1 protein-coding gene is annotated in these 453 nt (G+C 67.1%); it reads left to right on the top strand.

All coding sequences use genetic code 11. From position 1 onward, the window contains the following. The coding region (locus AC1DCP_RS26465; RefSeq protein ID WP_476774880.1) for a hypothetical protein at positions 1 to 453 on the top strand (453 nt) is incomplete at both ends.

Here is a 453-nt window from a genome sequence, read left to right as displayed (position 1 = left end):
GATTGCACGCCGGGGCGCGATTGCCGACCAGCTTGCACGGATTCCCGATCCGGCGTGGGCACCGCCGCCAACGTTGCCGCTTACGCCGCCGCCGTCCCGGTGGCCGCCTGCCGTTGCAAGTACCTCGTACGATCGGGCCTCGCTCGAGTTCTTCAACGGTTTGGGTGGCTTCGCCCGGGATGGCCGGGAGTACGTCGTGATCCTGGAGGACGGCTCCACCACGCCGGCGCCATGGATCAATGTCATTGCCAATGACGGCTTTGGCTTCCAGGTGTCGACCGAGGGCAGCGGCTATACGTGGTCCGTCAACAGCCGGGAGAACCAGTTGACGCCATGGTCCAACGACGCCGTCTCGGACCCGGCAGGGGAGGCCATCTACGTGCGCGACCTGGCGTCGGGCGAGGTCTGGACAGCCACCGCGCAGCCGGTGCGTGATGGCGGCAAGTACATCGC

Source organism: Agrobacterium sp. 10T429 (assembly GCF_056393925.1).
The sequence above is the reverse complement of the archived record's forward strand: the minus strand, read 5'-3'. Positions and strand labels throughout refer to the sequence as shown.